At 60.6% G+C, this 22,096-nt stretch carries 17 protein-coding genes, 3 tRNA genes and 1 pseudogene; 15 read left to right on the forward strand and 6 right to left on the reverse strand.

Translation table 11 applies throughout. The annotated features are described in order from the left end of the window. Positions 1 to 74: 74 nt before the first annotated feature. The 6 genes from clpX (at position 75) to G533_RS22590 (ending at position 8,172) form a co-directional block, all read left to right on the forward strand. Positions 75 to 1,373, forward strand: coding sequence for an ATP-dependent Clp protease ATP-binding subunit ClpX (gene clpX / locus G533_RS0117155; RefSeq protein WP_027951018.1), 1,299 nt, complete (start codon positions 75 to 77; stop codon positions 1,371 to 1,373). A 132-nt stretch (positions 1,374 to 1,505) separates the two neighbouring features. Beyond that, positions 1,506 to 3,917: an endopeptidase La gene (lon, locus tag G533_RS0117160; RefSeq protein ID WP_027951019.1), complete on the forward strand. Its 2,412-nt coding sequence runs from the start codon at positions 1,506 to 1,508 to the stop codon at positions 3,915 to 3,917. Positions 3,918 to 4,132: 215 nt separating this feature from the next. After that, positions 4,133 to 4,408: an HU family DNA-binding protein gene (locus G533_RS0117165; protein ID WP_027951020.1), complete on the forward strand. Its 276-nt coding sequence runs from the start codon at positions 4,133 to 4,135 to the stop codon at positions 4,406 to 4,408. 128 nt (positions 4,409 to 4,536) lie between these two features. Next, positions 4,537 to 6,420, forward strand: a complete 1,884-nt coding sequence (locus G533_RS0117170) for a SurA N-terminal domain-containing protein (RefSeq protein ID WP_027951021.1) — start codon at positions 4,537 to 4,539, stop codon at positions 6,418 to 6,420. A 36-nt stretch (positions 6,421 to 6,456) separates the two neighbouring features. Beyond that, positions 6,457 to 7,632 carry a phosphoglycerate dehydrogenase gene (locus tag G533_RS0117175; RefSeq protein ID WP_027951022.1) on the forward strand — a complete coding sequence of 392 codons (1,176 nt, stop codon included), beginning with the start codon at positions 6,457 to 6,459 and terminating at the stop codon, positions 7,630 to 7,632. Between the two features lie 18 nt (positions 7,633 to 7,650). After that, on the forward strand, positions 7,651 to 8,172 hold the full coding sequence (locus G533_RS22590; RefSeq protein WP_035528787.1) for a DUF1285 domain-containing protein: 522 nt from the start codon (positions 7,651 to 7,653) through the stop codon (positions 8,170 to 8,172). A gap of 32 nt (positions 8,173 to 8,204) precedes the next feature. Here G533_RS22590 and G533_RS0117185 read toward each other — a convergent pair whose 3' ends face one another. Beyond that, positions 8,205 to 9,857, reverse strand: a complete 1,653-nt coding sequence (locus tag G533_RS0117185; RefSeq protein WP_027951023.1) for an electron transfer flavoprotein-ubiquinone oxidoreductase — start codon at positions 9,855 to 9,857, stop codon at positions 8,205 to 8,207. A gap of 293 nt (positions 9,858 to 10,150) precedes the next feature. On the opposite strand from G533_RS0117185, the gene G533_RS0117190 reads away from it, so the two are divergent. Further along, positions 10,151 to 10,903 carry an electron transfer flavoprotein subunit beta/FixA family protein gene (locus G533_RS0117190; RefSeq protein WP_027951024.1) on the forward strand — a complete coding sequence of 251 codons (753 nt, stop codon included), beginning with the start codon at positions 10,151 to 10,153 and terminating at the stop codon, positions 10,901 to 10,903. Continuing rightward, positions 10,900 to 11,829, forward strand: a complete 930-nt coding sequence (locus tag G533_RS0117195) for an electron transfer flavoprotein subunit alpha/FixB family protein (RefSeq protein ID WP_027951025.1) — start codon at positions 10,900 to 10,902, stop codon at positions 11,827 to 11,829. The genes G533_RS0117190 and G533_RS0117195 overlap by 4 nt, the downstream gene beginning before the upstream one ends. A 117-nt stretch (positions 11,830 to 11,946) precedes the next feature. Here G533_RS0117195 and acnB read toward each other — a convergent pair whose 3' ends face one another. Then, entirely contained in the window at positions 11,947 to 14,562 is a 2,616-nt protein-coding gene (acnB, locus tag G533_RS0117200; RefSeq protein WP_035528793.1) for a bifunctional aconitate hydratase 2/2-methylisocitrate dehydratase, read from the reverse strand. Between the two features lie 174 nt (positions 14,563 to 14,736). Here acnB and G533_RS0117205 point away from each other — a divergent pair, with 174 nt between their 5' ends. Next, positions 14,737 to 15,192: a DUF1289 domain-containing protein gene (locus tag G533_RS0117205; RefSeq protein WP_338035411.1), complete on the forward strand. Its 456-nt coding sequence runs from the start codon at positions 14,737 to 14,739 to the stop codon at positions 15,190 to 15,192. Then, positions 15,189 to 15,806: a MiaE family protein gene (locus tag G533_RS0117210; protein WP_027951028.1), complete on the forward strand. Its 618-nt coding sequence runs from the start codon at positions 15,189 to 15,191 to the stop codon at positions 15,804 to 15,806. The genes G533_RS0117205 and G533_RS0117210 overlap by 4 nt, the downstream gene beginning before the upstream one ends. A gap of 32 nt (positions 15,807 to 15,838) precedes the next feature. On the opposite strand, the gene G533_RS0117215 is transcribed toward G533_RS0117210, so the two are convergent. Continuing rightward, the gene (locus G533_RS0117215; RefSeq protein WP_027951029.1) at positions 15,839 to 16,555 is read right to left on the reverse strand and encodes a UDP-2,3-diacylglucosamine diphosphatase; all 717 of its coding nucleotides are present in this window, start codon (positions 16,553 to 16,555) and stop codon (positions 15,839 to 15,841) included. An 18-nt stretch (positions 16,556 to 16,573) separates the two neighbouring features. Further along, on the reverse strand, positions 16,574 to 17,071 hold the full coding sequence (locus tag G533_RS0117220) for a peptidylprolyl isomerase (protein WP_027951030.1): 498 nt from the start codon (positions 17,069 to 17,071) through the stop codon (positions 16,574 to 16,576). A 266-nt stretch (positions 17,072 to 17,337) separates the two neighbouring features. Between G533_RS0117220 and G533_RS0117225 the strand changes: the two genes are divergently transcribed. Then, positions 17,338 to 19,011: a glutamine--tRNA ligase/YqeY domain fusion protein gene (locus G533_RS0117225; RefSeq protein WP_027951031.1), complete on the forward strand. Its 1,674-nt coding sequence runs from the start codon at positions 17,338 to 17,340 to the stop codon at positions 19,009 to 19,011. Then, positions 19,008 to 20,384, forward strand: a complete 1,377-nt coding sequence (cysS, locus tag G533_RS0117230) for a cysteine--tRNA ligase (RefSeq protein WP_027951032.1) — start codon at positions 19,008 to 19,010, stop codon at positions 20,382 to 20,384. Before G533_RS0117225 ends, cysS begins: the two co-directional genes overlap by 4 nt. A gap of 15 nt (positions 20,385 to 20,399) precedes the next feature. Here the strand turns inward: cysS and folD are convergent, their stop codons facing one another. Beyond that, the gene (folD, locus tag G533_RS0117235) at positions 20,400 to 21,245 is read right to left on the reverse strand and encodes a bifunctional methylenetetrahydrofolate dehydrogenase/methenyltetrahydrofolate cyclohydrolase FolD (protein ID WP_027951033.1); all 846 of its coding nucleotides are present in this window, start codon (positions 21,243 to 21,245) and stop codon (positions 20,400 to 20,402) included. Positions 21,246 to 21,437: 192 nt separating this feature from the next. On the opposite strand from folD, the gene G533_RS0117240 reads away from it, so the two are divergent. The 3 genes from G533_RS0117240 (at position 21,438) to G533_RS0117250 (ending at position 21,863) form a co-directional block, all read left to right on the forward strand. Next, positions 21,438 to 21,514, forward strand: a tRNA-Pro gene (locus G533_RS0117240). A gap of 54 nt (positions 21,515 to 21,568) precedes the next feature. Further along, positions 21,569 to 21,644 (forward strand) — tRNA-His (locus G533_RS0117245). Between the two features lie 142 nt (positions 21,645 to 21,786). Continuing rightward, positions 21,787 to 21,863: transfer RNA gene (locus tag G533_RS0117250), tRNA-Arg, on the forward strand. Positions 21,864 to 21,901: 38 nt separating this feature from the next. On the opposite strand, the pseudogene G533_RS25025 reads toward G533_RS0117250, so the two are convergent. Continuing rightward, positions 21,902 to 22,096, reverse strand: a pseudogene (locus G533_RS25025) (hypothetical protein); the annotation flags it as partial.

Raw genomic sequence — 22,096 nt, forward strand, 5'->3', positions numbered from 1 at the left:
CTTGCAAATGGCGGGAAAAAACATCATCTTTGAACCAGATGAGATTGCAGAATTCATAGGCCACAGGGCAGAGCATGACTAAAGACACCACAAAATCAGGCGACGACGGCGGCAAGCTGCTGTACTGCTCATTTTGCGGCAAGAGCCAGCACGAAGTGCGCAAACTGATCGCTGGTCCCTCGGTGTTCATTTGCGATGAGTGCGTCGATCTGTGTAACGACATCATCCGCGAAGAAGTGCAGGAAGGTAACAGCGAAGCAAAGCGCGACCACCTGCCCACGCCACACGAAATCAAGACGATCCTGGACGAGTACGTGATCGGCCAGCAGCGCGCCAAGAAAGTGCTTTCGGTGGCGGTGTATAACCACTACAAGCGTCTGCGCCACAGTCAGGCCAGCAGCCGCGGTGAAGACGTGGAGCTGGGCAAGAGCAACATTCTGTTGGTGGGGCCAACCGGTAGCGGCAAGACGCTGCTGGCGGAAACGCTGGCACGCTTGCTGGATGTGCCCTTTACCATTGCGGATGCGACCACGCTGACCGAGGCGGGCTATGTGGGTGAAGATGTCGAAAACATCATCCAGAAGCTGCTGCAGAAATGCGACTACGACGTTGAGAAAGCGCAGGTCGGCATTGTGTACATCGACGAAATCGACAAGATTTCGCGCAAGTCCGACAACCCCTCTATCACCCGGGATGTATCGGGTGAGGGCGTGCAGCAGGCGCTGCTCAAGCTGATCGAGGGTACGGTGGCGTCAGTGCCGCCGCAGGGCGGGCGCAAGCATCCGCAACAGGAGTTCCTGCAGGTGGACACTTCGAACATCCTGTTCATTTGCGGCGGTGCATTCGCGGGCCTGGACAAGGTGATTCGCAACCGTTCCGAAAAAGGCGGCATCGGCTTCAATGCCGAGGTCAAGAGCAAGGACGAGCGCCGCAACGTCGGCGAGCTGTTGTTCGACCTTGAGCCCGAGGATCTGGTGCAATACGGCCTGATTCCCGAGTTCGTTGGCCGCCTGCCGGTGATTGCAACGCTGGAAGAGCTCGATGTGCCCGCTCTGGTGCAGATCCTGACCGAGCCGCGCAACTCACTGACCAAACAGTACAGTAAACTGTTTGAAATGGAGGGTGTCGAGGTCGACTTCCGTGAAGACGGCCTGCGAGCCGTGGCCGAACGGGCCATGGAGCGCAAAACAGGTGCTCGCGGCCTGCGCTCCATTCTCGAAGGCGTACTGCTCGACTCCATGTACAACATTCCCTCGCGCAGCGATGTCAGCAAGGTGGTTATCGACGAATCGGTGATTCGCGGTGACTCCGAACCACTGCTGGTATACCAGAACCACGAGCCGGCAGCGCGAGCGGCGTCGAAGGACGAGTAGCGCCGGAACCGCAAGGTTCCGGCTGCCCGGGCCCCCGGCCCGGCAGGCGCAAAGTGTGCCGGGGCCTTGTGTTCCGGCTGCACCGCCCCCATCTACAGGTCAGCTGTGACCATTCACAACCCGGAGATTTGTATGGGTTCCTCCTCGGTAATTGATCTTCCCCTGCTGCCGCTGCGCGATGTCGTGGTGTACCCGCACATGGTGTTGCCGCTGTTTGTTGGCCGGGAAAAGTCCGTCGAAGCGCTGGAAGATGCCATGGCTGGCAGCAAGCAGGTGTTGCTCGTCGCCCAGCGCAATGCGGCCGATGACAACCCCGGCGTGGACGACATCTACCAGGTGGGCACCGTGTCCAACATCCTGCAGCTGCTCAAGCTGCCCGATGGCACGATCAAGGTGCTGGTGGAAGGCAGTTATCGCGCGGTGATCGACAATGTGGACGACGAAGGCCGGTTCACGGTTGCCGGTGTTCGTGAAGTCGAGAGTGATGACGTGCCCGATGATGAGGCCGAGGGCCTGCTGCGCTCTACGGTCAGCCAGTTTGAAAAGTATGTGAACCTCAGCAAGAAAGTGCCTGCCGAGGTTCTCACCTCGCTGTCGGGCATTGACGAGCCGGGCCGTCTTGCGGATACGATTGCCGCGCACATGAGTGTGGACCTGCAGGAAAAACAGTCCATTCTTGAAATTGCCGATATCCGGGCCCGGCTTGAGCACCTCATGGGCCTGATGGAGGCGGAGATCGACCTGTTCCAGGTGGAAAAACGTATCCGCGGCCGCGTCAAGAAGCAGATGGAGAAGAGCCAGCGCGAGTACTACCTCAACGAGCAGATGAAGGCGATCCAGAAAGAGTTGGGGGACCTTGATGAAGCCCCGAGCGAGCTGGACGACCTGCAGGCACGGATCGATGATGCGCGCATGCCCGATGGGGCGCGCACGAAAGCGGTCGCCGAACTGAACAAGCTCAAGATGATGTCGCCGATGTCTGCCGAAGCCTCGGTGGTGCGCAGCTATATCGACTGGATGGTGAGTGTGCCCTGGTCGCGCCGCAGCAAGGTGAAGCACGACCTGAAGCGCGCCTCCGGTATTCTCAATGAAGACCATTTCGGCCTTGAGGAAGTGAAAGAGCGCATACTGGAATATCTCGCCGTACAGAAGCGTGTACGCAAAGTGAAGGGTCCGGTGCTGTGCCTGGTTGGCCCGCCCGGGGTGGGCAAGACCTCGCTGGGCGAGTCGCTGGCGCGCGCCACCAACCGCAAATTCGTGCGCATGGCGCTGGGCGGCGTGCGTGACGAGGCGGAAATTCGGGGCCACCGGCGCACCTATATTGGTTCCATGCCGGGCAAGCTGTTGCAGAAAATGGCCAAGGCAGGGGTGCGTAACCCGCTGTTCCTGCTCGATGAAATTGACAAGATGGGTATGGACCACCGCGGCGACCCTGCGTCCGCGATGCTGGAAGTGCTGGACCCGGAGCAGAATCACGCCTTTAACGACCACTATCTGGAAGTCGATTACGACCTCTCGGATGTGATGTTCGTGTGTACCTCCAACACCATGAACATTCCCGGTCCGTTGCTGGATCGCATGGAAGTCATCCGTATTCCCGGCTATACGGAAGACGAAAAAGTCAGCATTGCGGCCAAATACCTGATACCGAAGCAGATACGGCAGAACGGCCTGGGCAAGGAAGAGATCACCATCGGTGAAGACACGGTGATCGACATCATCCGCTACTACAGCCGCGAAGCGGGCGTACGGGCGCTGGAGCGGGAAGTCGCGAAGATCTGCCGCAAGATGGTCAAGCGCATTGCACTGGAAGAAGACAGTGTGTCGGCAGAGGTGACTCCCGACATGCTCCCGGACCTGCTGGGCGTGCGCAAATTCAACTACGGCATTGCCGAGGAGCAGAACAAGGTGGGGCAGGTGACAGGCCTCGCCTGGACATCTGTGGGTGGTGAGTTGCTGACGATTGAGGCGGCATCGGTGGCGGGCAAGGGCCGCTATGTCAAGACGGGCTCGCTCGGCGACGTGATGCAGGAGTCGATTCAGGCGGCGACCACCGTGGTACGCAGCCGCTCACAGGTGCTCGGTATTCCGGCCTCCTGGCACGACAAGCACGACGTGCACATTCATGTGCCCGAAGGGGCTACACCCAAGGATGGTCCTAGTGCCGGCGTGGCCATGTGCACCGCGCTGGTGTCCATCAGCACCGGCATCGCGGTGCGCGCGGACGTGGCGATGACGGGCGAGATTACCCTGCGCGGTGAAGTGCTGCCCATTGGGGGGTTGAAAGAGAAACTCCTCGCGGCGCGTCGCGGTGGCATCAAGACGGTGATCATACCCAGGGAAAACGAGCGTGACCTCAAGGAAGTGCCCGAGAACATCAAGCAGGATCTGCAGATCCGGCCCGTGAAGTGGATTGACGAGGTGTTGGCGATTGCGCTTGAGCGCGTGCCGGAGCCACTCTCGGATGAAGAGTACCTCGCACCCGCTCCCGGAAGCGGCCAGGACAGCGAGCAGGGCGAGAAAAACCGGATAAATACGCATTGAGAGCGGGGTGCTGGTTGACCGCCAACTCGGCTCTGGTATACAGTCAGCCCCCTGAATCCAGTGCGCTTCCTGCCGGTTTTTGGTGCCGAGAGGTGCTGGCCAGTGTACAGCTGGAATCACTTTCAGGTGCTCGCCTGCTGCATCATGAATTGCCCGCATTTCATTGCGGATGAGAACACCATACTTTAGTCAGATAACACTCCAAGGGGATACCTGTGAATAAAACCGAACTCATTGACGCCATTGCTGCCGCTGCCGACCTGCCGAAAGCTTCTGCCGGGCGCGCTCTGGACGCCGTGGTAGACAGCATTACGCAAGCCCTGAAAAAAGGTGATCAGGTAACGCTGGTAGGCTTCGGCACTTTTGCCGTGAAAGCGCGTGCTGCCCGCGAAGGCCGCAACCCGCAGACTGGCCAGACTATCCAGATCAAGGCCTCCAATGTGCCCGGCTTCAAGCCCGGCAAGGCACTCAAGGACGCCGTCAACGGCTGACTTGCAGTAACCGGCGGGTCTGGCGTTCGCTCGCGCAGCGCTCATCACCCCGTCTGTGTACCGGTAACGGTTCAGGGAAAAGCGCACTCATGAGTGCGCTTTTTTGTTGATAAGGAACGGAAGACACCATGCTTCAGGACATCCGCAAGACCACTCAGGGAACGGCCGCCAAGGTTGTTATCGGGTTGATCGTCATCTCCTTCGCACTTTTTGGTATTGAATCGATTCTGCTGGGCGGTGGCGGTGGTGCCGTCGCCGAGGTCAACGGCGAAGCCGTCACGCCGATGGAGTTGCAGCAGGCGGTGGATACACAGCGGCGTCAGTTGATCGCCATGATGGGGGATAATCTCGATCCTGCCATGCTTGACGACCAGCGGATCAGTGCCCAGGCTCTTGAGGGCATTGTCTCGCGCAAGCTGCTGATGCAATCGGCTCGCGACATGGGCCTGACGGTCTCCGAAGCGGAGCTCGGCGCCGTTATTGCGGGGATGGAGCAATTCCAGCTCGACGGCAACTTCTCTCCCGAGATGTACAAAAGCCTGCTGGCATCAGCCGGTTTTACCCCGGCGTCCTTCAAGAGCGCGTTGCGCGATGACCTTATTCTGGGTCAGGTACGTGCCGGCCTTGCCGGTAGTGATTTTGCCACGCCCGCCGAGCTCGCCCTGACCGCACGGGTTGTCGCCGAGCAGCGTGATGTGCGTTACCTCACTTTGCCCCTGGCACCGTATCTCGATGCGGTTGAAGTCAGTGAGGAGGACCTCGAGGCGTTTTACCGTGAGAATGAGGCCAGCTTCATGACGCCGGAGTCTGTCGTGCTGGATTATGTCGAGTTGACGCTGGACGATTTCCGCGAACCGGTGGAAGAGGCCGCGATTGAGGAGGAGTACCGTATCCAGCTGGACAGCTACCAGTATCAGACGGAGAACCGAGTCTCGCATATTCTACTGCAGCGCGGTAGTGATGAGTCGGAGGCGGACTTCGCCGCGCGTATTGCCACCGTGCAGGATGAACTCGCAGCGGGCAAGTCGTTTGCCGATGTGGCCGCAGAGCGCTCGGATGACGTGGGTTCAGCCGGCAATGGTGGTGACCTCGGGTTTTCCGCCGGTGATGCCTTCCCGCCGGAGATGGAGGAGGCCGTGGCCGCACTTGAGGTGGACACAGTGTCCGCGCCGGTCGAAACCGATGCCGGTACGCACATTCTCATGGTCACGGAGCGCCGCGATTCAGAAGCGCCCAGCCTGGCGGAGCTGCGTCCCGAGCTTGAAGCCGGTCTGCAAGAACGTGAAGCCCGCGTCGCGCTGTTGCTTGCGGTGGAAGAGCTGCGCGACATCGCGTTCACCGCGGATAGCCTGCGTGCGCCGGCCCAGGAGCTGGGGCTTGAGGTGCTGCGTACCGAACCGATGACTCGTGAACAGAGAGACGGCCCTCTCGCCGAACCTTCCGTATTGCGTGCAGCCTTCTCTGAAGACGTGCTGGAGCTGGGGCACAACAGCGAGGTGCTGGAGCTGGGCGGTGACCGCTTCGTTGCGGTACACGTGCATGAGCACAACAAGCCGACGCTGGAGCCGCTGGATGCGGTAAGGGAAGAGATCGCGCGCAGCATCACCCGGGAACGGGCGCGTGAGGCACTGGAGAGCGCCGCCGCCGAGGCTGTGGCTGAACTTACTACTGGCGAACAGAGCATTGAGGCGCTGGCGGCACGCGAGAATGTGGAATGGCAGGTGGAGCTGGGAGCCCAGCGCGACAGCCGTGTGCTGCCGCCGGCGGTGCTGCAGCGCGCGTTCAGCCTGCCAGCTCCGGGCGACGACAAGCCGGTCGCTGACTACGTGATCGATGCCTCCGGGGATGCCCGCGTCGTGCAGCTGGTGCGCGTGCAGGCCGGGGCTCTGGCCAGCCTCGACGCCGAGCAGCAACGTGGCCTGCGGCAGCGCATTGGCAGTGAGTTCGGTGCGCTGTTGCAGGTTGAACACGAGCAGGGCCTGCGTGCCGCAGCCGACATCTCTGTGCTCTGACGCACGCTGACAGACAACAAGGAAACCCGTTTCATCATGGCCCGACGTATTCTCACGCTTAACCAGATTTCCCTGAAAGGCCTTGAGCGCCTGCCCCGTGACGCCTATGAAATAGCCAGCGAGTTTGCGCATCCCGACGCCATCCTGCTGCGCAGCCACAAGCTGCAGGCCGACGATATCGCCGACACCGTGGTGGCGATTGCGCGCGCTGGCGCCGGTGTCAATAACATCCCGGTGGCGGAATGCACGCGGCGCGGTATTCCGGTATTCAATTCGCCCGGCGCCAACGCCAACGCGGTGAAGGAACTGGTGGCGGCGGGGCTGCTGTTGGGCTCACGAGGCGTGGTAGAAGGCCTGGAATACGTGTCCGGCCTCGCCAGCATCACGGACCCGGCGGAACTCAACAAGACCCTGGAAGCCAACAAGAAGCACTTCAAGGGCAACGAGCTGCGCGGCAAAACGCTGGGCGTGGTTGGCCTGGGTGCCATCGGCTCCCTGGTAGCTGACATGGCGCTGACTCTGGGTATGGACGTCATCGGCTACGACCCGGCCCTGTCGGTAGATGCTGCCTGGCGTCTGTCCAGCCAGGTGCGCAAGGCCGACTCGCTATCGGCGCTGTTTTCCCGCAGCGACTATGTGAGCCTGCATTTGCCGGCGCTGGAGTCCACACGTGGGCTGATCAATGCCGAGTTGTTTGCCGTGATGCCCGAACAGGCCTGCCTGCTCAACTTTGCCCGGCAGGAGATTGTCGACGAAGCCGCGCTGCTCGAGGCCCTCGACCAGGGCCGCCTGCGCAAGTACATCGCCGACTTCCCTAGCCCGGCCCTGATTGGTCGCAAGAACGCCGTGCTGATGCCACACATCGGTGCCAGCACTGACGAGGCGGAGGACAACTGCGCCATCATGGCAGCTGACCAGCTGCGCGACTTCCTCGAAAACGGCAACATACGCAACGCAGTCAACTTCCCCACGCTGCAACTGGAGCGGGCAGGGGGGTGCCGTTTGGCAGTGACCAACACCAACGTCCCCAAAATTCTGGGCAGCGTGTTATCCATTCTGGCTGAGCTGAATATCAACGTGGTGGATATGCTCAACAAGAGCCGCGACGATATCGCCTATAATCTTATCGATATGGACATATGTCCGGCTGAATCAAGCCTCGCATCCATGCGTGCGCTGGAAGGCGTTGTCAACGTCAGGGTGATTCCCTGACTTCACTGCGGGGGCACAATGACAGATCCACTTGATACACTGGCGGGCAACGTGCCCGCCGCGGCGAAAACGTCAGGCCCGCCACTGGAGCAATGGCACCCACCGCTCTCCGGCGATATCGATATCCGCATCAGGGCGGACGGCAGCTGGTACCACGAGGGCGGGAGAATCAGACGCGCGCCCCTGGTCGCGCTGTTTGCCAGCATTCTGCGCCGGGAAGAAGACGGTGAGTACTACCTGGTCACGCCGGTAGAAAAATGGCGCATTCAGGTAGAATTGCATCCCCTGGTGGTGACTGAAATCAATCGCCGCGACGACACGCTGTACGCCAAACTCAATACCGGCCGCGAGGTCGCTGTGAACGCGGAACAGGCCCTGTTTCTCGAGCCGGCTGTGGGTGATGTGGCGGCCGTTCGTCTGCCACACGGACTCAGTGCCGTGCTGACACGGGCTGCCTGGTATCGTCTGGTGGACTCCGCGCAAGAGCGGGAGGGGCGGCTGCAGGTCTGCAGCGCTGGCGTGTGGTTCCCGCTACAGTAGTTGCAAGCTACCGATAGCGGGAACCTGCCGGGTCACATATTGGGGTAGGTCGGACCGCCGAAGCCTTCCGGTGTCACCCACACGATATTCTGTGACGGATCCTTGATATCACAGGTTTTGCAGTGCACGCAGTTCTGTGCGTTGATCTGGAAGCGCTGCCCCTGCGCATCCTCCACCACTTCGTAGACACCGGCCGGGCAGTAACGCTGTGCCGGCTCGTCGTACAGCGGCAGGTTCTTCTCCAGCGGTATGTTCGGGTCGATCAGCGTCAAGTGGCAGGGCTGATCTTCCTCGTGGTTGGTGTTCGACAGGAACACCGAGGACAGGCGATCGAAGGTGATCTTGTTGTCCGGCTTGGGGTAGTCGGGTTTCTTGCACTCCTTGGCCGGCTTCATGGTGGCGTAGTCCGGCACCGAGTCATTCAGGGTGAAGGGCAGTTTGCCGCCGAACAGGGTCTGGTCGATCCACACCATGGCCGAACCGATCATGAAGCCGAATTTGTGCATGAAACCGCTGAAGTTGCGGGTGGTGTAAAGCTCTTCGTGCAGCCACGAATCACGGACCTTGTCCGCATACGTGGCAAGATCTGCAGGCGCAGACTCGCCCTGCAGCAGCGCCTCGACCACGGCCTCAGCCGCGAGCATGCCGCTTTTCATCGCGGTGTGGTTGCCCTTGATCTTTACCGCGTTCAGGGTGCCGGCATCGCAACCGATAAGCAGTCCACCGGGGAAATGCATGGTGGGCAGGGAGTTGTAGCCACCTTTGGTAATAGCACGGGCGCCATAGCTGATGCGTGAGCCACCCTGGATGTATTTCAACGTCTCGGGGTGTTGTTTCCAGCGCTGGAACTCTTCGAACGGGCTCAGGTGCGGATTGCTGTAGTTCAGGTCGGTGATCAGGCCGAGGTAAACCTGGTTGTTTTCGGCGTGGTAGAGGAAGGCACCGCCGCTGGCGCCGTTTTCCTGCAGCGGCCAACCCAGGCCGTGTACCACCAGCCCCTCTTCATGTTGCTCGGCGGGAATCTCCCAGATTTCCTTGATGCCGATGCCGTAGTGCTGGGGGTCCTTGCCTTCATCCAGGCCGAAACGGCTGATCAGCTGTTTGCCCAGGTGGCCACGGCAGCCCTCGGCGAACAGCGTGTAGCGGGCGTGCAGCTCCATGCCGGGCGTATAGCTGTCCTTTTTCTCGCCATCCGCGCCTATCCCCATATCGCCGGTGGCAATGCCCTTGACCCGGCCATCGTCGTGGTACAACACCTCTGCAGCGGCAAACCCCGGGTAAACCTCTACGCCCAGGTTCTCAGCCTGTTCCGCCAGCCAGCGGCAGACGTTGCCCATCGAAACGATGAAGTTGCCTTCGTTGTGGGTGGGCTTGGGAATCAGGAAATTGGGCAGCTTGATGGCTTTCTTGGCGCCCGTGTAAAAGAAGAAGTTGTCGTGCGTGACCGCGGTGTTCAGCGGTGCACCCATGTTGGCCCAGTCGGGAAACAGCTCCGCCAGCGCGCGTGGTTCGAACACGGCACCGGACAGGATGTGCGCCCCCACCTCGGAACCTTTCTCGACGACGCAAACCGTGACTTCCCGTTCCTGCGCCTGGGCCAGCTGCATGATGCGACAGGCGGCAGACAAGCCCGCGGGCCCCGCGCCAACAATCACTACATCAAATTCCATTGATTCACGTTCCACGGTAGGCTCCTCTGATCGTGCGGGGGTCTGGTTGGCTGCTTGCGGCCGCTTCGTGCATAAGCGAAAGTCAGCCAAAAAAGCTGCGCAAGTATATAATTTCTAAAGGTTAAAAGCCAGAAGGCCGGGGGTGCTCTGTGCTCTGCTTCTGTCCAGCACCACACACCGGGACGCGCTGAAACACTCTTGACCTCCACAGCCTTTGGCGGCAACATAGCGGCCCGAGTACAGGTCGGCGCCTTGATCCACGCGCCCCGGCCCATTCAAACCCACCCGAAACTAGCGTTGGAAATCCTATGAAGGTTCTTGTTGCCGTTAAGCGCGTCGTTGACTATAACGTCAAAGTCCGTGCCAAGGGCGATGGCAGTGACGTTGACCTGAATAACGTCAAAATGGCCATCAACCCGTTCTGTGAGATCGCCGTGGAAGAGGCGGTAAGATTGAAGGAAGCCGGAGTCGCGACCGAGGTGATCGCTGTTTCCGTGGGTGAAAAGCCCTGCCAGGAACAAATTCGTACCGCACTTGCCCTGGGCGCTGACCGCGGCATTCATGTGGAAGCCGAAGGCCGCATTGAACCGCTGGTGATCGCCAAGCTCCTCAAGGGCGTGGTAGAGAAAGAGCAGCCCCAGCTGGTGATTCTGGGCAAGCAGTCCATCGACGGCGACAACAACCAGACGGGCCAGATGCTGGGTGCGTTGACCAATATGCCGCAGGGTACTTTTGCCTCTGAAATCAAGGTAGAAGGCGAAAAACTTAATGTAGTTCGCGAGGTGGATGGCGGCCTGCAGACTATCAGCCTCAGCCTGCCGGCTATCGTCACCACCGACCTGCGTCTGAACGAACCGCGCTATGCGTCACTGCCGAATATCATGAAGGCGAAGAAGAAGCAGCTGGACGTCTACAGCCCCGCTGACCTCGGCGTAGAAGTCACCAGCCATATTACGTTGGTGCGGGTAGAGCCGCCGGCAGAGCGTCAGGCGGGTATCAAAGTTGAAGATGTGGCACAGCTGGTGGATAAATTGAAAAACGAGGCGAAGGTGATCTCATGAGTACACTCGTTATTGCAGAACACGACAACGGTAGCCTGAAGCCGGCCACCCTGAATGCTGTCACCGCCGCCCAGGCGCTGGGTGCGGATATCGATATCCTCGTCGCCGGCGCAAACTGTGCCGCGGCAGGCGATGAAGCAGCAAAAATCGCCGGGATCGGCAAAGTGCTGGTCGCCGATAATGGCGCCTACGAGCACCAGCTGGCGGAAAACGTCAGCCTGTTGATCGCAGAAGTGGCCGCCGCATACGACAACGTTGTTGCACCCGCCACCACCAACGGCAAAAACATCATGCCCCGCGTTGCGGCCCTGCTGGATGTTGCGCAGATCTCTGATGTTACCGCCGTGGAGTCAGCGGATACCTTCAAGCGGCCCATCTACGCGGGTAATGTGATTGCCACCGTGCAGTCCAGTGACGCACGCAAGGTCATCACCGTACGCACCACCGCGTTTGATGCGGCTGCCGCCGAGGGCGGTTCCGCCACGGTAGAAGCTGTGTCCGCCGTGCATGATGCCGGTCTGTCCAGCTTCGTGGGCGAAGAAGTCGCGGTGTCTGACCGTCCTGAACTGACCGCCGCACCGGTGGTTATTTCTGGCGGCCGTGGCATGCAGAACGGCGACAACTTCAAGCTGCTCGAAGGTATTGCCGACAAGCTCGGGGCAGCCATTGGTGCCTCGCGCGCCGCGGTGGATGCCGGCTTCGTGCCCAACGACATGCAGGTCGGTCAGACGGGTAAAATCGTTGCGCCGGACCTGTATATTGCCGTGGGTATCTCCGGCGCTATTCAGCACCTGGCAGGCATGAAGGACTCCAAAGTCATCGTTGCCATCAACAAGGACGAAGACGCGCCGATCTTCCAGGTGGCGGATTACGGCCTGGTTGCCGACCTGTTCGATGCCTTGCCCCAGTTGGAGTCTGCGCTCTGAGCCAGACATCTTCGTAGCAGGGTTTCCTGCAGTGACAAAAAAGCCGGCTGCAAGCCGGCTTTTTTGTGTGCCGCCATCCGGCCCACCGTAGTGGGCCGTGGCGGTGTTGGCCTGAACTCAGGCCGTGACGGTATCGATTTGCACCGCCGAGATGCGCTTGCCTTCTTCCGCGCTCTTCTGGAACTCGATGATCTGGTCGAAGTTCATGTAGCGATAGATCTCCGATGACATCGCATCCAGCTGGCTGGCGTACTCCAGATACTCCTCGGGCGTTGGCAGTTTGCCGAGAATCGCGCCGACGGCCGCTAGCTCGGCCGACGTCAGGTAGACGTTGGCGCCATCACCCAGACGGTTGGGGAAGTTACGCGTGGAGGTTGAAAGCACCGTGCTGTTGGGCGCTACCCGTGCCTGGTTCCCCATACAGAGTGAGCAGCCGGGCATTTCGGTACGCGCGCCGGCGCGGCCGAAGATGTTGTAGTAGCCTTCCTCCATCAGCAGGTGTTCGTCCATCCGCGTCGGCGGTGAAATCCACATACGCGTGGTGATACCGCCCTTATGCTGGTCCAGCAGTTTGCCGGCGGCGCGGAAGTGGCCGATGTTGGTCATGCAGCTACCGATGAACACCTCGTCAACCTTGTCGCCGGCCACTGTAGACAGCAGGCGGGCATCGTCGGGGTCGTTCGGGGCACAGACGATGGGCTCACGCACTTCTGCGAGGTCGATCTCGATGACGGCTGCGTATTCGGCGTCGGCATCGGCGGTCATCAGGCTCGGGTTGGCCAGCCACTCTTCCATTTTCACCGCGCGGCGTTCCAGGGTGCGGCTGTCGCCGTAGCCTTCGGCGATCATGGAGCGCAACAGCACCACGTTGGAGCGCAGGTATTCGGCGATGGTGTCTTCGTCCAGGGCGATGGTGCAGCCGGCCGCAGAGCGTTCTGCAGAGGCGTCAGAAAGCTCGAACGCCTGCTCGACGGTGAGACCCTTGAGGCCTTCAATTTCCAGAATACGCCCGGAGAAAATGTTCTTCTTGCCTTTCTTCTCAACGGTCAGCAGGCCCTGCTGAATACCGTAGTAGGGAATGGCGTGCACCAGGTCGCGCAGGGTGATGCCCGGCTGCATTTCGCCTTTGAAGCGCACCAGAACGGATTCCGGCATATCCAGCGGCATCACGCCGGTGGCGGCGGCGAAGGCCACCAGCCCGGAACCCGCCGGGAAGGAAATACCCATGGGGAAGCGGGTGTGGCTGTCGCCACCGGTGCCTACCGTGTCCGGCAGCAGCATGCGGTTCAGCCAGCTGTGGATAATGCCATCACCGGGGCGCAGGGAAACACCGCCGCGGGTCATGATGAAGTCGGGCAGGCTGTGCTGGGTGTCGATGTCCACAGGCTTCGGGTAGGCCGCAGTGTGGCAGAAAGACTGCATGACCAGGTCGGTGGAGAAGCCGAGGCAAGCGAGGTCTTTCAGCTCATCGCGGGTCATGGGGCCGGTGGTGTCCTGCGACCCTACTGTGGTCATGCGCGGCTCGCAGTACGTGCCGGGGCGGATGCCGTCCATGCCGCAGGCCTTGCCGACCATTTTCTGTGCCAGGGTAAAGCCCTTGCTGCTGTCGGCGGGCTGCTCGGGGCGGCGGAACAGGTCGGTGGGGGGCAGGCCGAGTGATTCCCGGGCTCGCGCCGTGAGGCCGCGACCGATAATCAGGTTGATGCGGCCGCCTGCGCGCACTTCGTCGAGCAACACCTCGGACTTGAGGGCAAACTCGGACAGCACAGCGCCGCTTTCCGAAAGAATCTTGCCGTCATAGGGGCGTACTTCAATCACGTCACCCATGTTCAGGTCGTCTACTGGCGCTTCAAACACCAGCGCACCGGCATCTTCCATGGTGTTGTAGAAAATGGGGGCAACCTTGCCGCCGATGCAGATGCCGCCGCCGCGCTTGTTGGGCACGCCGGGCATGTCTTCACCGAAAAACCAGAGCACAGAGTTGGTCGCCGATTTGCGCGATGAGCCGGTGCCAACTACGTCACCGACAAAAGCCACTGGCAGGCCCTTGTCCTGCAGTTCTGCAATCTGCGTCATGGGGCCGGTGACGCCGTGTTCTTCCGGCGTGAGGCCGTCGCGGGTCATCTTGTACATGGCCAGCGCATGCAGGGGGATGTCGGGGCGGGACCAGGCATCCGGGGCCGGAGAGAGGTCATCGGTGTTGGTTTCACCGGTTACCTTGAACACGGACACTTTGATGGATTCGGGCACCGCGGGGCGGTTGGTGAACCACTCGCCGGCGGCCCAGGCTTCCATCACGTCTTTGGCGTGCGCGTTGCCCGCCCTGGCCAGTTCTTCCACATCGTGGAAGGCATCGAACACCAGCAGGGTGTGCTTGAGCTCGGTGGCAGCCAGCGCGCTCAGTTTGTCATCCTTCAGCAGCCCGACCAGCGCCTCGATGTTGTAGCCACCGTGCATGTTGCCCAGCAGCACCACCGCGGCTTCCGCGTCAATCAGCGGGCTGCTCGCTTCACCCTGTACCAGGGCTGTGAGGAAGCCGGCCTTGACGTACGCCGCTTCATCCACGCCCGGTGGAACGCGATGTGTAATCAGGTCGAGAAGGAAGGCCTCTTCGCCCGCCGGTGGGTTCTTCAGGAGTTCAACCAGCGCGGCGACCTGTTCGGCGCTCAGGGGCTTGGGCGGGATATTCAGGGCGGCCCTTTCGGCCACGTGATCGCGATAGGCGTCTAGCACGGTGAAACTCCTTGTTACGATGGCGGGGAGGTGTAATTTGCCGCAGGAGTATATCCCAGCGCCTGTTTAAGATAAATAAATCAAACGCTTATACCGTGCATTCAGCAGGCTGATGACGTACACTTTTGGGCTGTTTTCAGTCCGCCCAATTTCCCGATTATGCTCAAACCAGCCGTGAAGACCCCCTGTATTGGCGTCTGCTCTACGGGTATAGGTGATGCCGTATGCCGCGGTTGCAAGCGATTCAGTCATGAGGTTATTCACTGGAACAGTTACACAGCGGAGCAGAAGCGCGCCATCGACGCGCGCCTGTCAGGCTTCCTGTCGCAGTGCGTCAGCAACACCCTGGCGGTGAGGGACAAACCCCTGCTGGCCTGGCAGCTGCAGGTCCAGCAGTTGCGGTTCAACCCGGAACACGATGAATACTGCTGGGTGTTCAGCCTGTTGAAGGCAGGGGCAGGGCAGATTGAGCGCCCCGCCGACTTCGGGTTCGAAGTGCATGCCAGTCATGCGCGCCTGACCCTCACCGAACTGCGCGACACGATTGATCGCGAGTTTTACATCCTGTCGGAAGCGCACTACGAGCGGTATATGCGCACGCCGGACCTGTTTGGTGGCCTGCAATCATGACCGAGACCTTAATGGCGCCGGTACTGGCGTTTTTGCCCTGCGCCACGCCGCAGGCCTGGGTACAGTGGGCGCTGGAGCATCCGCACACGCTGTTGGTGGATCATGCCAACTGTGAGAAGAAAGCGGCCTCTACAGCGCTGAACCTCATGTACCGCTATGTGGAGCACCCCAGGCTGTTACAGAAGCTATCGCGGCTCGCGCGCGAGGAGTTGCGCCACTTTGAGCAGGTGTTCGCCATCATGCAGCGACGCAATATGGCATATCCGCAGCTTTCTGCGTCGCGCTATGCCGCGGGCCTGCGAGCGCAGGTACGCGGCAACGAGCCCGGCAGGCTGGTTGATACCTTGCTCGTGGGTGCCTTGATTGAGGCGCGCTCCTGTGAACGGTTTGCTGCGCTGATTCCACACCTCGACAGTGAGCTGGCGGAGTTTTATCGCTCGCTGCTGAAGTCGGAGGCGCGACACTTCGAGGACTACCTGGCATTGGCTGGGGGGCTGGCTACGGCGGAAGAGATTGCGAAGCGGCTGGACCAGCTGAAGGATGTAGAGGCAGCGCTGATCACCGGCGTCGATCGGGAGTTTCGTTTTCATAGTGGCGTGCCGGCGGCGGCCTAAAACTAGATTTCAGGTAAAATTTTAGCTTTAAGCTATTGTTTTATATCGAAACTATGCAGGCTGCAGCCTTCGGGGTCGGCCTTCACGTACCAGCCTTTCTGGTCCCAGTCTCCCAGCACCCAGCGCACACCAGCGGCATGCTCATGGCGGGCCGGGCGATGGGTGTGACCATGCACCATGCACTGTACTTCATGATCCAGGAAGGCGCGTTCCACCTCGCTGGGGGTTACGTCCATGATGTCTTCCGCCTTGTTGCTGTTGGCTTCGCGACTGCGGTTGCGCAACTCGCGCGCCAGCGCGCGCCGCTCGTCCAGGCTGCGTGCCAGCAGTTCGTTTTGCCATGCAGCGGAGCGGGTCGTCTTGCGAAAAGCCTGGTATTCGGTATCCCGCGTGCACAGGCTGTCGCCGTGCAGGAGCAGGGTGGGCGTGCCGTAGAGGTTGACGACGCGGGGATCGCGTAGCAGCTTGCCGCCCACGGACTTGCAGAAGTCACGCCCCAGTAAAAAGTCCCGGTTGCCCGGCAGCAGGTACAGTTTGGGCCCGGCCGCGGTGAAGCGGTGCAGCATCTCGGTGACCTCCCGTGCGAGGGGCGAATCGTCGTCATCACCAATCCACACCTCGAACAGGTCCCCGAGAATATAGAGCGCGTCACAATCCTGGTGGTCCAGCAGGAATCTCCGCAGGGCCCGCACCGTTGCCGGGCGGGTGGATTCCAGGTGGAGATCGGAAATCAGGTAGGTGGCGCTCACAGTCGCGGGCCCGGTGGCTCAGCCTTCGACGATCTCGACGGTTTCGATGATAACCGGGTCTACCGGTACATCCTGGTGACCGGCGCGGCTCGTGGTGGGCAGAACGCGGATCTTGTTCAGCACTTCTTCACCGCCAGTGACCTTGCCGAAAACCGCGTAACCCCAGCCCTGCATGTTCTTGCCGCTGTGGTTAAGAAAGTCATTGTCTTTGACATTGATGAAGAACTGCGTGGTGGCCGAGTGCGGGTCCATGGTGCGCGCCATGGCGATGGTGCCGAAGTCATTCTTCAGGCCATTGTCCGCTTCGTTCTCGATGGGCTCACCGGCTGGCTTCTGGCGCATTTCGGTGTCAAAGCCCCCCCCCTGAATCATGAAATTGTCGATGACACGGTGGAAAATAGTGCCATCGTAGGAGCCCGCACGCGCGTGTTGGAGGAAATTGGCCACGGTGATGGGGGCCTTGTCTGCGTCCAGGGTCAGGGTGATGTCGCCAAAGGTTGTTTTAATGATAACCATTGCAGATACGCCGCCTTGTTGGGGAGTCGAACAACTCCATTGAAAAAAGAGAGCGCAATGATACGGACTTTTGCCTGACTGTAAAACACGCGGTGTGTGTTTGGCATTACCTCACACTTCGCGGTGACCGATTTGCAGCTTGCCGTCGGGCGCGAACTGCTTGCCCGGCCTTCAGCCCCTGATGATCCGTGCGCTCTACCCGAGTATAGCTGTAAGCGCCGCACGTCTGGGGCTATAATGCGCCGCTTTTGGGAATCAAAGGCTCCATGGACACCAAGCCCGGCAACAACTTCCTCCAGACCGTCATCGCCGACGACCTTGCCGCGGGTCGCGTACAGACCGTGGTCACGCGCTTTCCCCCCGAGCCCAACGGCTATCTGCATGTCGGCCACGCCAAATCCATCTGCCTGAATTTCGGCCTTGCGGAGCGTTTTGGTGGCCACTGCCACCTGCGATTCGATGACACCAACCCGGAGAAGGAAAGCCAGGAGTTCATTGATGCGATCCAGGAGGACGTGCGCTGGCTGGGCTACCAGTGGGCGGGAGAGGTGCGCTTCGCATCCGCCTATTTCCAGCAGTTTTACGACTGGGCCGTGCACCTTGTGCGCAACGGGAACGCCTATGTGTGTGACCTCAATGCCGAGCAGGCCCGCGAGTACCGCGGCACTCTCACCGAGCCTGGCCGCAACAGCCCCGGCCGTAGCCGCTCGGTGGAGGAAAACCTCGACCTGTTGCAGCGCATGCGCGATGGCGAGTTTGAGGAGGGCAGCCGGGTGCTGCGAGCGCGCATCGATATGGCTTCGCCGAACATGAACCTGCGTGACCCCATTCTATATCGCATTCGCAAGGTGCCGCATCACCAGACCGGCGACACCTGGGTTATCTACCCCACCTACGATTTTGCCCACGGTCAGGAGGATGCCATCGAAGGTGTCACGCATTCCATCTGCACGCTGGAGTTCGAAGACCATCGTCCGCTCTACGAGTGGCTGCTGGAACACCTGCCGGTGCCATCGCGGCCGCGCCAGTACGAATTCGGTCGCCTGAACCTGAATTACACCGTCACCAGCAAGCGCAAACTGAAGGCGCTGGTAGATGAGGGGATCGTCAGCGGCTGGGATGACCCGCGTATGCCCACCATTGCCGGTATGCGCCGGCGCGGCTTCACACCTGCCTCCATCCGCACCTTTTGCGACATGATTGGTGTGACCCGCAGCGACGGTGTCGTCGATGTGGCGATGCTGGAGCACGCGATTCGCGACGACCTGAACAACAATTCGCCACGCGGCATGTGCGTGCTGAACCCGCTCAAGGTGATTCTCACCGACCTGCCAGAGGCACATCGGGAGGTGATTACCGCGCCGTGCCACCCGAGCCGTGAGGATCTCGGCAGTCGTACCTTGCCTTTCACCCGCGAGGTCTACATCGATGTGGACGATTTCCGCGAGGAGGCCAACAAGAAATACAAACGGTTGGTGCTGGGCAAGCGGGTACGTTTGCGCAATGCCTATGTTATCGAGGCGACGGATGTGGTGAAGGATGACACCGGCGCCATTGTTGCCGTGCATGCGCACACCATCCCTGACACACTGGGCAATGACCCGGCCGATGGCATCAAACCCAAGGGCGTCATTCAGTGGGTCTCTGCCAGCGAGGGTCGTCGCGCCACCGTGCGCCTCTATGACCGCCTGTTCACCCATGAAGCACCCGACTGGGGCGACAACGCCTACCTGGAACTGCTGAACCCCGATTCCCTGCACACGGTGGAGGGCGCCTGGATTGAGCCCAGCCTTGCCGAGGCATCGCCCGAGCAGGGTTTTCAGTTCGAACGGGAAGGGTACTTCGTGGCCGATCGGCATGATCACACGACGGCCAACCCCGTGTTCAACCGCACCATTGGGCTGCGTGATACCTGGGCCACAGCAGGGGGCGATGCATGAGTATTACGCTTTACAACACGTTGAATGCCCGCAAGGAGCCCTTCGTGCCATTAGAGCAAGACCGCGTCACCCTGTATGTCTGCGGCCCCACGGTGTACAACCTGGCGCACATCGGCAACGCGAGGCCGGTGGTGGTGTTTGATGTACTGTTTCGCCTGCTGCAAACCCAGTACGCGGAGGTGGTTTACGCGCGTAACATTACCGATGTGGACGACAAGATCATTACCGCGGCCCGCGACCGGGGCTGCAGCATTGATGACATTACCGCCGAGTTCACCGCGAAATACCGCGAGGATATGGCGGCGCTGAATGCACTGCCGCCCACCCTCGAGCCCCATGCCACCCACAATATCGACGGCATGATTGCCCTGACACAGACGCTGCTGGAAAAAGGCCATGCCTACGTCAGCGAAGGCCATGTGTTGTTTGCCGTGGAGTCGATGCCGGACTACGGCCGGCTTTCGGGTCGTTCACTGGATGACATGCTGGCGGGTGCCCGTGTGGAGGTGGCCGACTACAAGCGCCATCCGGGGGATTTTGTGTTGTGGAAGCCCGCTGCGGCCGAGGACCCGGGCTGGGACAGCCCCTGGGGCCGTGGACGCCCGGGCTGGCACCTGGAATGTTCGGCGATGATTCGCGCGCACCTGGGCGAGACCATTGATATCCACGGCGGTGGTCGGGATCTCATCTTCCCCCACCATGAAAACGAAATTGCCCAGAGCCGGTGTGCCCACGGTGGCGACTATGTGCGTTACTGGATGCACAACGCCTATCTGGACATCGACGGCGAGAAGATGTCCAAGTCACTGGGTAACTTTCGCACTGTGCGTGAATTGCTGCAGCACTACCGTGGCGAAGTTCTGCGCTTCGCCCTGCTGTCGGCCCACTACCGGTCGCCGTTGAATTTCAGCACCGACCTGCTGGCGCAGGCCGAGGCAAACCTGGGGAGTTTCTATACCGCCCTGCGGGGCGTGGAAAGCCTGCCGGACAGCGGCCCTGTGGACTTGCCGGCCGAGCCGTTCTACCAGGCGCTGGAAGATGACCTCAATACACCGCTAGCCATTGCCGAGCTGCATGCGTTGGCCAAGCAGTTGCACAAAGCAGGGGGCGCTGACAAGCCACAGCTGAAAGCACGGCTACTGGCGGCAGGCAAACTGCTGGGCATACTGCAACAACCACCCGCGGCATGGCTGCAGGGCGGCGCGGCAGCAGGGGAGATGACACCGGAGGCAATCGAGGCGCTGATAGCAGAGCGCCAGGCAGCCAAGCAGGCGCGGGACTTTGCCCGCGCCGATGAGATCCGCCAGCAGTTGCTGGACGCCGGTGTAGAACTCGAAGACGGCCGCGAGGGAACTCTCTGGCGCAGGGCTTGAGAGCTCCCGTGGACGTTAGCTGAGAGACTTTTCCCCGGACTCCACGGTCTGCATGATGAGCGTGTTGATCGTCATGGGGCCAACACCACCCGGCACGGGTGTGTAGGCGCTGGCAGTTTCCAGCAGGGGGGCGAGCTCGATGTCACCCACGCCGCCGGGGTGGTAGCCCGCGTCGACCACCACCGCACCCGGCTTGACCCAGGCCGCCTTGATGAATTCCGGCTTGCCCACGGCGCCAACCAGGATGTCTGCCTGTGCGATGAGCGCAGGCAGGTCCTGCGTGCGCGAGTGGCAGATGGTGACGGTGGCGTTCTTTTGCAGCAGCATCATCGCCATCGGCTTGCCGAGAATGGGGCTGCGGCCCACCACCACGGCGTGCTTGCCTTCAATCTCGACGCCGTAGCTTTCCAGTATGCGCATAATGCCCTGTGGTGTCGCGCAGCCATAGGCATCCTCGCCCATGGCCATGCGGCCGAAGCCCAGGCAGGTCACGCCGTCGACATCCTTTTCCAGCGCTATGGCATCGAAGCAGGCGCGCTCATCAATCTGTTCGGGCACCGGGTGTTGCAACAGAATGCCGTGGACATCGGGGTTGGTATTCAGGGCGGCAATTTCCTCCAGCAACTGCTCAGTGCTGGTGGCGGCGGGAAGTTCAACTGCGAGTGACTCCATGCCCACGCGGCGGCAGGCATTGCCCTTCATTTTGACGTAGGTAGCGGAAGCCGGATCGTCACCAACCAGAATGGTGGCGAGAATGGGCGTTTTGCCGCCGGAACGGGTTTTCAATTGCTCGACGCGCGCGAGCAGTTCGGCTTCGGTCTTGGCCGCGAGGGCCTTGCCGTCCAGAACCAGTGCTGACATGGGTCTGTATCCTGTAATCAAAGGGGGATGGGAGTCGTTCGCCGCGTATTGTCCCACGGGCAGGTGGCGATTGGGAGGGGAGGGCAATGCGAAAGGAGTATATTATGACCAAACGGACGTTGACGCCCTCGCGGGGGCTGAGTATCATTCGCCACCTGAAAACGGGCTGCACGTTTGGTCCATGCGAGATATCGGGGTATAGCGCAGTCTGGTAGCGCGCCTGCTTTGGGAGCAGGATGTCGGGAGTTCGAATCTCTCTACCCCGACCAACTATTGGCCACGGTTGTCGAGTTGGTTGTGTTGTTTTCAGCCCTTTTGCAGTGGTGGCCGTAGCTCACCTGGTAGAGCACCGGATTGTGACTCCGGAGGTAGCGGGTTCAAGACCCGTCGGCCACCCCATCTTCTGTCTCGCTGTATCCTTATAAACGAACTCCGCAAGACACTCTGGAATCGCTCGCCCCCAATGGTATACTCGCGCCGCGTCGAGGTTGTGGTTTACCGCTGAACCCCGGCAGGGCACTCTGTTGCCATCAGCCTCTGTGGGGGTATAGCTCAGCTGGATAGAGCAACGGCCTTCTAAGCCGTAGGTCGAGGGTTCGAGTCCTTCTGCCCCTGCCACTAAATCAAGGGTGCATTCCGGTCACATAGGTTGCACTTTATTCCGAGGACATGGGTAACACTTTTGGAGCGAAGGGGTTCACACCCACTGGCTCCACCCTGTTCTCGGTCTGATCAAAAAAGCCTAGATCATAATCCATAAAGCTGGGGTCCGGCCTTCCGGCAAGCCAGATCTCGTCAGCGATCTCTCTAATCCCTACATACTGGCCCGCAAACACGGTACTGAAGTTCAC

It is taken from the genome of Haliea salexigens DSM 19537, assembly GCF_000423125.1.
GTDB classification, from domain to species: Bacteria; Pseudomonadota; Gammaproteobacteria; order Pseudomonadales; family Halieaceae; genus Haliea; species Haliea salexigens.